The sequence below is a fragment of the Aestuariivirga sp. genome, from assembly GCF_044239095.1.
Taxonomy (GTDB): Bacteria; Pseudomonadota; Alphaproteobacteria; order Rhizobiales; family Aestuariivirgaceae; genus Aestuariivirga.
The window spans coordinates 1-8,207 of the sequence record NZ_JBIICB010000194.1; the positions used below are offsets into that span (position 1 = coordinate 1).

Below are 8,207 nucleotides of genomic sequence, written 5' to 3' on the forward strand. Positions count from 1 at the left end.
GCCTCATCATCAGCCTGCCACTGGCAATCCTCGCCGCGCCGAGCCTGTCGCCACATCCCCTGCTGGTATGGGCGGTACGCGGTCTGGTGGCGTTCTTCCGCACCGTCCCAGATCTCGTCTGGGCGATCTTCTTTGTGATCGCGGTGGGCCTTGGCCCGGCGGCCGGCGTGCTGGCGCTCATGGTTGACACGATCGGCTTTGCCGCCCGCTTCTTCGCGGAGGCCATGGAGGAAACGGACAAGGGCCCGCGAGAAGCGCTGACCGCCATGGGTGCACGCCGCAGCGGCATCATCTTCTCCTCGGTCATTCCGCAGGCACTGCCGTCCATGATCAACACCTCGCTCTTCTCACTCGAGAAGGCGACACGCGGATCGGTGGTGCTGGGCCTTGTCGGTGCAGGAGGGATCGGGATCGAGTTGAAGGTCTCGCTGGAGCTATTCGACTATGACCAGGCCGCGACCATCATCATTGCGATTTTCCTGCTGGTTCTCGCCGTGGAGCGGGCGTCCACATGGGTGCGCAGCCGAATCCTGTAACGAAACCAGCAACTGGCAAAACTGCCGCACGGCGTCCCCGAGGTTGCCATCGTTCAGGATCCGGACAACGCGAACGCCTGCTGGAAAAGATGGTGTTTCACGGGAAACCCGCGCCAGCGCCTGCTCCGGCGTCTCCCGGCCGCGCGCAACGATACGCTTTACCAGGACCTCCGGTGGTGCGGTGATCTCCACGACCGTCACAAGGGGAAAGCGCTCCATCGCCTCTGTAATGGCGGTACGCGAGCAGTTGACGGCGACCACCCCTCCCAAGGCAAGGTCGGCCTCAACCGAGCGCCCGATACCATAGCAATTGCCATGCGCACGCCACCACAATGCGAATGCGTTTTCCGCAACCGCAATGGCAAACTCCATCTCCGTCATCGACACATGATCTTCGCTTTCAGCTGATGCGAGACGGGTCACGAACCGACGCGGAAATACCATGTTGCGCTGGCCCGCGAAGGCCGCGCGCGCGCCATTGAGCACACTGTCCTTCCCGGCACCGCTGGGACCGACAACCAGAACGAGATGGCCATTCGCAAGCGGTGTCACATTACCCTCCTGCCTTCGCGCCAAACCCGGCGCACGACTGGAATGCCGTCTGACAAACGAACCTGAACAAGATCGGCGCGGCGGCGCGGTTCAATCGCTCCACGGTCGTCCAGGCCCGCAGCACGTGCTGGATTGAGCGTGACCATCCGCATGGCCCGCGGCAGCGTCATGCCGGGAGTGGATTCAGCGAGGCGGAACACCGCGGAAAGAAGGCTCGAGGGCACATAGTCGGACGACAGAACGTCAAGATGGCCACTCGCGGCCACTTCGGCGGCAGATATGTTGCCCGAATGAGACTTGCCCCGCACGATATTGGGCGCCCCCATCAGGACGGCAATGCCATTGCGGTGGGCTGCCTGTGCGGCCTCCCGCGTCGTGGGGAATTCGGCGATCGACACGCCGTCCGCGATGGCCTCCTCGACATGCGCTTCCGTTGCGTCGTCATGGCTGGCGATCCGCGTACCCAGACGTGCGGCCAGCGCAAGCACGGCCTGCTTGTTGGGCGCTGCATGCCTGGCCTGAAGGTCCTGGCGCTCGGCGATGTAGTCATCCATCAATTCGGCCCGGACGATCTTCTTGCCGATGTAATATTCCTTGAACTTGTCGATTGACACGAACTGCCGCGCACCCGGCGTGTGATCCATGATCGAGATGAGATGCAGTGGACCCGCTTCGGCGGCACCCTCCGCGGCCTCTGCCGTGTCGGGGCACGGCAGCTCGCAGCGGAGATGGATGAAGTGTTCAGCCCGCAGGCGGCCCTGCCGCTGGGCATCGAAAATCGCCGCTGACAGAGTTTTCGCGTGATGGGCCGAGAGATCCCCGGGATCGAATGTACCAGCCCGCAGCGCATCAAACACAGTCGTGATTCCGGCGGCCGCGATCTGCGCGTCATGCGCCATTACCGCCGGTATTGCCGGCCATGCCACGCCCGGGCGCGGATGATAGTGGTTTTCGAGATGATCGGTGTGCAGTTCAACCAGGCCCGGAACGAGGTAGTCACCCTCCATGTCATCCGCGGCGGACGACACATTGCCTTCCATGATCTCGTGGATCCTGCCACCGCGCAGGACGACGGACCCTTCGAGGACTTCACCGGGCAGAACCACGCGTGCATTGGTCAAGATAGAATCGGTCATTCTGCAGCCTCCGCAACCGGCCCCTGAAACGGGAAATGGCGAATGGCGAGAAAAGGGCGCCCTGCCCCGGCCTCGCAAAAGAGAGTCAAACCGTCGATGGCGACAGGCTGCGCCAGCGCAGGCGCAAAATGCGCACGCGCTGCGGCAACGAGCGCGTCACCCTGATCATGCGGCAGCCGCTCTGTAAGGGTCATGTGGAACCGGAAGTCCTCGAACACATAAGGGTATCCCCAGCGTTCAAGGTTCTCGTCCTGCCGCAGGGTGAGCGGTGCCTTGCGGCGGCGGGCCAGTTCGGCGGCCGGCGGCGGGCGCCGGAACCCATCCAGATCACGTACGCAGCGGGCCGCCAACGCGTCAAGCGCCAGACAGGGAGCGTCCGGCAGCAAGGCCATGAAACCATCGAGCAAAGCCACCCGGAGCCCGAGTTCAAATGGCGCTTCGGAGGCCGCCAATGCGGCGACTGCGCGCAAGATTGCATCTCCGCCGATCCCATCTCGCATTGCAAATGGTGGCTTCAGGGTGGCGTGGAAGCCATATCGCCGGGCCTCCGCCGTAAGGCCATGCAATCCTGCGACAGGAGGCTGCAGAAACTCCTCGCCGCTGTGGCTGTCACGCCCCAGCCAGCTTGAACCAAGCGCGTGCAGCAGCGTTCCAGGCCGGGGGGCGAAATAGACAGCGTAGCGCATCAGGCCTGCCCCAACCATCGGTCAGCCCAGTGCCAGTTCGCGTGTGCAGGCGCGGCGGCGCTCATTCTCATCATGAAAAACGCCAATGATGGCGCTCCCCCTGCTGCGTGCCTCCGCGATGAGTTCCAGCACGCGCTGACGGTTCCCGAAGTCGAGAGAGGCAGTTGGCTCATCGAGCAGCAGGATCGGGAAATGGGCGGCAAAACCACGTGCAATGTTGACACGCTGCTGCTCACCGCCGGAGAAGGTCATGGGCGAGAGATGCCACAGGCGCTCTGGAATATTGAGCCTGTCAAGCAACAACCGCGCACGCTCCACTGCCTGGTCTGCAGGAACACCTCTGTCGATGAGCGGCTCAGCCACCACCGCTTCGGCAGGAACGCGCGGAATGACGCGCAGGAACTGCGTGACGTAGCCGATGGTGCTCCGCCGCAGTGCTAGCATCTCGCGCGGCTCGGCTGTAACCACATCGACCCAGCGACCATCCGCAAAGACGCGGACAGCACCTGCACTGGCCCGGTAGGTTCCGTAGATCAGTTTGAGAAGCGAGCTCTTACCCCGCCCTGAGGGTCCCGTTACCGCAACGGATTCACCAGCATCCACCGCCGCGGAGAGGCCTTCGAAAACGGGAATCCGTACGCCCGCCTGCTGGTGCAGTTCGAACGTCTTTCCCAGTCCTTCTATTCTGAGAACGTCTGACATCACTTAGACCTGCAACACCGATGACACGAGAAGCTGCGTGTAGGGCGCCTGGGGATCCTCCAGGACCTGATCCGTCAGACCCTGTTCGATCACCCGTCCCTGCTGCATCACCATCATACGAGATGACAACAATCGCGCGACAGCGAGGTCATGTGTCACGACGATTGCCGCAAGATCCAAATGGCGCACCAGCCCCCTGATGAGGTCCAGAAGCCTTGCCTGAACGGACACATCAAGCCCGCCCGTCGGTTCATCCATGAACACCAGCCGCGGTGACGTCACGAGGTTTCGCGCAATCTGAAGGCGCTGGCGCATGCCGCCCGAATAGGACCACGGGTTGTCATCCATCCGATCTTCCGGAATCTCGACGCGCTGCAGCCAGTCCGCCGCGGCGGCGCGAATGCGGCCATAGTGCCGCTCCCCCACCGCCATCATGCGCTCGCCGACATTGGCGCCGGCAGACACGCCCATGCGCAAGCCATCACGCGCATCCTGATGGACAAAGCCCCAGTCGGTGCGCATCAGCAGCCGCCTCTCCGCTTCGCTCATCGCATCGAGCGCGAGGCTACGTCCATCGCGCATGGTGTAGGAAACGGTTCCGGAGGTTGCAGGCATATGACCCGAGAGACAGCGCAGCAGGGTCGTCTTGCCGGAACCGGATTCGCCAACGATCGCCAGAACCTCACCAGGGTAGAGATCGAATGTGACATCGCGGCAGGCAGCGCGCTCGCCGTAGTACCGGGTGACATTCTGCGCGGAGAGTAGCGGCTTCATGCCTCGCCTCTCCGCTTTGCGCAGAAATCAGTATCGGAGCAGACGAACATGCGCTTGCCCTTGTCGTCCATGACGATCTCGTCGAGGAAGCTCGCGGTTGATCCGCACAGCGCGCAGGGCTCACTCCACCTCTGTACCTCGAATGGATGGTCCTCGAAGTCGAGGCTCTTCACCTTCGTAAAAGGCGGAACCGCATAAATGCGCTTCTCGCGGCCCGCGCCGAAAAGCTGCAGCGCCGGGCAATCATCAAGCTTGGGGTTGTCGAATTTCGGGATCGGCGAGGGATCGAACACGTAGCGGTCCGCCACCTTGGCCGGATAGGCGTAGGTGGTAGCGATCTCGCCATACTGGGCGATGTCCTCGTAGAGCTTCACATGCATGACGCCATATTCCTCCAGCGCATGCATCTTGCGGGTCTCGGTCTCCCGTGGCTCGAGAAAGCGAAGTGGCTCCGGAATGGGTACCTGAAAAACAAGGATCTGATCTTCGGTCAGCGGCGCTTCCGGAATGCGGTGCCGGGTCTGGATGATGCTTGCTTCTGCGGTGCGCTCGGTCGTCGCCACGCCTGCAGTCTTGACGAAGAACTTCCGGATCGACACCGCATTGGTGGTGTCATCAGCACCCTGGTCGATCACCTTCAACCTGTCCTCGGGCGTCAGAATGGCTGCCGTGACCTGCACGCCTCCCGTGCCCCAGCCATAGGGCATCGGCATCTCACGGCTCGCGAAGGGAACCTGATAGCCGGGAATGGCGATGGCCTTCAGGATTGCCCGGCGGATCATCCGCTTGGTCTGTTCATTCAGATAAGCAAAGTTATAGGCGGGCGCGTTCATTCTGCAGCTTCCAGCTTGTCCTTCCCATCATCGCTGCGCATCCGGCGCAGCATGACGAGCTCGGACTGGAAGTCGACGTAGTGTGGAAGCTTCAGGTGCTCGACAAAGCCCGTGGCCTGCACATTGTCAGAATGCGATAACACAAATTCCTCATCCTGCGCCGGGGCGATACGCTCCTCGCCCAACTCGCCCGCGCGGAGCGAGCGGTCCACGAGGGCCATGGACATCGCCTTGCGCTCGGACTGGCCGAAGCACAGGCCATAGCCGCGGGTGAACTGTGGCTTGACCGTTGCAGACCCCTTGAACTGGTTGATCATCTCGCATTCGGTGAGGGTGATCTCGCCGATGACGACCGGAAATCCCAACTCTTCCGGCGTGAAGCTCACCTCGAGCATGCCAACGCGAATTTCACCCGCAAAGGGATGGGTGCGGCCATAGCCGCGCTGCGTCGAATAGGCGAGCGCCAGCAGAAACCCTTCATCACCGCGTGCCAGGTTCTGCAGGCGGAGATCGCGGCCGGCCGGGAAGTTCAGGGGGTCCTGCGTGATATCACCGGGTTGCCCCATATCCGCCGACGGCTGTTCGATCAGGCCTTCCGCATCCAGCAATGCGAGGACACGGGGCAATCCGCCGGGCAGGCCTGATGGCGCTGCTGCAGCCTCGGGAAGCTTAGGATCGCCGGCGAGGGAAAAGTCAAGCAAGCGGTGTGTGTAGTCAAAGGTGGGACCAAGAATCTGGCCGCCGGGGATGTCCTTGAAGGCTGCGGACACGCGGCGTTTCACCCGCATGTTTTGTGTTTCCAGAGGTTCGGAGTAGCCAAACCGCGCCAGTGTGGTCCGCGTCGCGCGGATCAGGAAGATCGCCTCGATCAAATCGCCCCGTGCCTGCTTGACGGCAAGCGCTGCCAGTTCCCGGTCGTAGAGAGAACCTTCATTCATCACCCTGTCCACTGCGAGGGTGAGTTGCTCGGCGATTTGCGCCAAAGTCAGGGAGGGAACGCCCGGGTCGCCACGCCGCTCCTCAGCCAGCAATCGGTGTGCGGCATCGATAGCCTGCTCACCGCCCTTTACGGCGACATACATCAGGCAATCTCCTTCAATTTGATGGCGGTGGACCTTGGAAGGGCCGCAATCGACTTGTTGCTTGTAAAGATCACATCAATGCCGACAGGAAAGCGCGTGCGGTTCTCCGCCATGGCCGCCCAGAACGGCGCACCCAAACCTTCGACGCCGAAGCTGGCGGCCGCTCTGATGCCGGGGCCTGAGAGTTCAACATCCGTGTTCCTGAATCCCGTGGCCTGGATCACCAGTGTAGCCGAGCGGTCGGGATACTCATGAGTGCCCAGCGCGAGTGCTTGAATTTGGGGAACATCATCCGCCAAGGCGAAAATAAACTGCGCCTCTTCAATCCGTGCGGTGATCGGCGCTCCGGAATGAAAGCGAAGATATCTATCCACCTCGCCGCTGCGCAGGCCAGGCGCCAGCCAGATGGGCGTCTGGAAGTCGCAGAGCGTCAGGGCAACGGCCGCCGTTGTCTGCAAGAGCGGTGTCGGAGCCGCCAGCGATTGGCTTGCGTTCATCACGAGGCCGGGACGAGCCATCGCCTGCATGATGGCCCGGAAAACACGAGCCGAATCAATCGCCACATCGGCGAAACCGTGATCAATCATCGCCGCGCACCATGGTGAAGAAATCGACCTTCGTGGCCGCGGCCTTGGTAGAAGCCAGTATTTGAGACTCTTGCAGCTTGACTTCGAGGGGTGCCAGCACCTTGCCGCGAACGTCTGAGGCGCCTTCTTCCGTCTGCAGGAGGGCATCGCAGATGGCCGCCAGATGGGCGTGAGCAGCGTTGCGGCCCATAACGTAAGCATGACCCTCCTCGCCGCTGTTCAGCCGCACAGCACACCGCGTGACGGTGGCTTCGCCGAGGTTGAAGGCCGCTCCCGTCGATCCCATGCGGCCTCGCAGCATCACCAGGCCCGTCTCCGGGTTACGCAGCATCACGTGCGGGGTGGTAGCAAAGCAGCGCCCGCACGAATCAAAGTCGTTCCAAGCCGAAAGCGACAGCAATCGCATCCAGGCCGCGCGTGCTGCCGAGTGTTCAATGTTTAGCTCGGAAATCATGGGATTACTAATCAGCCGATTGTAACGGCTGTATGACGCGACCGTAGCGTCTCGTATTTCTCCAGAAAGGCTTCAGCGGACAGGGCCCGGAAGTCGGGCAGCGCCGTGCGCAGGGTCTGATGATCCCAGTCCCACCAGGCAAGCGTCTGCAACCGCTCAGCCACTGGTTGGGGATGCCGCCACTTGACGATCCGGGCGGGCGTGCCTGCCACGACGGCATAGGGAGGCACATCCTTTGTCACGACTGAATTGGTGGCCACGATGGCTCCTGTGCCGACGGTGACACCCTTCATGATCACGGCGGCGTGACCTATCCAGCTGTCATGTCCGACCCGCACTGGCCGCGACCGCCGCCAGTCAAAGACTGCCTGCTCATCGGTCTCGTCCGGCCAGTAGTAGCTCGAGCGATACATGAAGTGATGAAGCGAGGCCCGATGATAGGGGTGCTCGCCCGGGTTGAACCGGGAGAAAGCAGCAATATTCACGAACTTTCCGATCGTCGTGTAAGCTATATCAGCATAACGCGCCGTATAGCTGTAATCGCCAAGTTCGGATTCGAAAATATGGCTACCCTCCCCGATTTCCACGAAGGCTCCAAGGCGGGACTGGCGCACCACCGCGTTTGGATGAAGATATGGTTCCGGTCCTAGCTGGGGCATGGCAACACTCCTGGTGAGCTTGGTGATCTAACCTCATAACACTCGTATGACGAATAGGCACCGAGCGTCAAACCCGTGCCGGGGCACGGGAAATTCTGTCACATGACTGTCAGACAATTTGTCGATGACTCTCGACATATGGAAAGCATAACAGCAATCGAAGCCTTCACAGCGCTCGCACAGCCAACGCGTCTCGCGGCATTCCG

General features: G+C 61.8%; 11 protein-coding genes. 1 reads left to right on the plus strand and 10 read right to left on the minus strand.

Annotated features, from left to right (window positions below; genetic code table 11):
* Positions 1 to 536 (plus strand): PhnE/PtxC family ABC transporter permease (locus tag ACILRA_RS15890; protein ID WP_395663054.1); only part of this gene is annotated, 536 nt, incomplete at its 5' end.
* Here ACILRA_RS15890 and phnN read toward each other — a convergent pair.
* From phnN to ACILRA_RS15940, 10 genes are read right to left on the minus strand one after another with little or no spacing between them, the layout of a single operon-like run.
* Positions 435 to 1,088 (minus strand): phosphonate metabolism protein/1,5-bisphosphokinase (PRPP-forming) PhnN, encoded by a 654-nt coding sequence (gene phnN, locus ACILRA_RS15895; protein ID WP_395663055.1) that lies wholly within the window; start codon positions 1,086 to 1,088, stop codon positions 435 to 437. The genes ACILRA_RS15890 and phnN overlap by 102 nt on opposite strands.
* Positions 1,085 to 2,224, minus strand: coding sequence for an alpha-D-ribose 1-methylphosphonate 5-triphosphate diphosphatase (locus tag ACILRA_RS15900; protein ID WP_395663056.1), 1,140 nt, complete (start codon positions 2,222 to 2,224; stop codon positions 1,085 to 1,087). Before ACILRA_RS15900 ends, phnN begins: the two co-directional genes overlap by 4 nt.
* Positions 2,221 to 2,928 (minus strand): DUF1045 domain-containing protein, encoded by a 708-nt coding sequence (locus tag ACILRA_RS15905; RefSeq protein WP_395663057.1) that lies wholly within the window; start codon positions 2,926 to 2,928, stop codon positions 2,221 to 2,223. The genes ACILRA_RS15900 and ACILRA_RS15905 overlap by 4 nt, the downstream gene beginning before the upstream one ends.
* Positions 2,929 to 2,931: 3 nt before the next feature.
* On the minus strand, positions 2,932 to 3,612 hold the full coding sequence (phnL, locus tag ACILRA_RS15910; RefSeq protein ID WP_395663058.1) for a phosphonate C-P lyase system protein PhnL: 681 nt from the start codon (positions 3,610 to 3,612) through the stop codon (positions 2,932 to 2,934).
* Positions 3,613 to 3,615: 3 nt separating this feature from the next.
* Positions 3,616 to 4,386 carry a phosphonate C-P lyase system protein PhnK gene (gene phnK / locus ACILRA_RS15915; protein WP_395663059.1) on the minus strand — a complete coding sequence of 257 codons (771 nt, stop codon included), beginning with the start codon at positions 4,384 to 4,386 and terminating at the stop codon, positions 3,616 to 3,618.
* Positions 4,383 to 5,219 (minus strand): alpha-D-ribose 1-methylphosphonate 5-phosphate C-P-lyase PhnJ, encoded by an 837-nt coding sequence (locus ACILRA_RS15920; RefSeq protein ID WP_395663060.1) that lies wholly within the window; start codon positions 5,217 to 5,219, stop codon positions 4,383 to 4,385. The genes phnK and ACILRA_RS15920 overlap by 4 nt, the downstream gene beginning before the upstream one ends.
* Positions 5,216 to 6,301, minus strand: coding sequence for a carbon-phosphorus lyase complex subunit PhnI (locus ACILRA_RS15925; RefSeq protein WP_395663061.1), 1,086 nt, complete (start codon positions 6,299 to 6,301; stop codon positions 5,216 to 5,218). The genes ACILRA_RS15920 and ACILRA_RS15925 overlap by 4 nt, the downstream gene beginning before the upstream one ends.
* Complete coding sequence (gene phnH, locus ACILRA_RS15930) at positions 6,301 to 6,864, minus strand: phosphonate C-P lyase system protein PhnH (RefSeq protein WP_395663062.1); 564 nt, start codon at positions 6,862 to 6,864, stop codon at positions 6,301 to 6,303. The genes ACILRA_RS15925 and phnH overlap by 1 nt, the downstream gene beginning before the upstream one ends.
* A gap of 16 nt (positions 6,865 to 6,880) precedes the next feature.
* Complete coding sequence (phnG, locus tag ACILRA_RS15935; RefSeq protein WP_395663063.1) at positions 6,881 to 7,342, minus strand: phosphonate C-P lyase system protein PhnG; 462 nt, start codon at positions 7,340 to 7,342, stop codon at positions 6,881 to 6,883.
* Between the two features lie 11 nt (positions 7,343 to 7,353).
* On the minus strand, positions 7,354 to 8,001 hold the full coding sequence (locus ACILRA_RS15940) for a DapH/DapD/GlmU-related protein (protein ID WP_395663064.1): 648 nt from the start codon (positions 7,999 to 8,001) through the stop codon (positions 7,354 to 7,356).
* Positions 8,002 to 8,207 lie beyond the last annotated feature (206 nt).

Bases quoted from the DNA above. Each gene is read 5' to 3' on its own strand.
- ACILRA_RS15900 (WP_395663056.1), bottom strand. From the start codon at position 2,224: ATGACCGATTCTATCTTGACCAATGCACGCGTGGTTCTGCCCGGTGAA.
- ACILRA_RS15905 (WP_395663057.1), bottom strand. From the start codon at position 2,928: ATGGTTGGGGCAGGCCTGATGCGCTACGCTGTCTATTTCGCCCCCCGG.
- phnL (WP_395663058.1), bottom strand. From the start codon at position 3,612: ATGTCAGACGTTCTCAGAATAGAAGGACTGGGAAAGACGTTCGAACTG.
- phnK (WP_395663059.1), bottom strand. From the start codon at position 4,386: ATGAAGCCGCTACTCTCCGCGCAGAATGTCACCCGGTACTACGGCGAG.
- ACILRA_RS15920 (WP_395663060.1), bottom strand. From the start codon at position 5,219: ATGAACGCGCCCGCCTATAACTTTGCTTATCTGAATGAACAGACCAAG.
- ACILRA_RS15925 (WP_395663061.1), bottom strand. From the start codon at position 6,301: ATGTATGTCGCCGTAAAGGGCGGTGAGCAGGCTATCGATGCCGCACAC.
- phnG (WP_395663063.1), bottom strand. From the start codon at position 7,342: ATGATTTCCGAGCTAAACATTGAACACTCGGCAGCACGCGCGGCCTGG.
- ACILRA_RS15940 (WP_395663064.1), bottom strand. From the start codon at position 8,001: ATGCCCCAGCTAGGACCGGAACCATATCTTCATCCAAACGCGGTGGTG.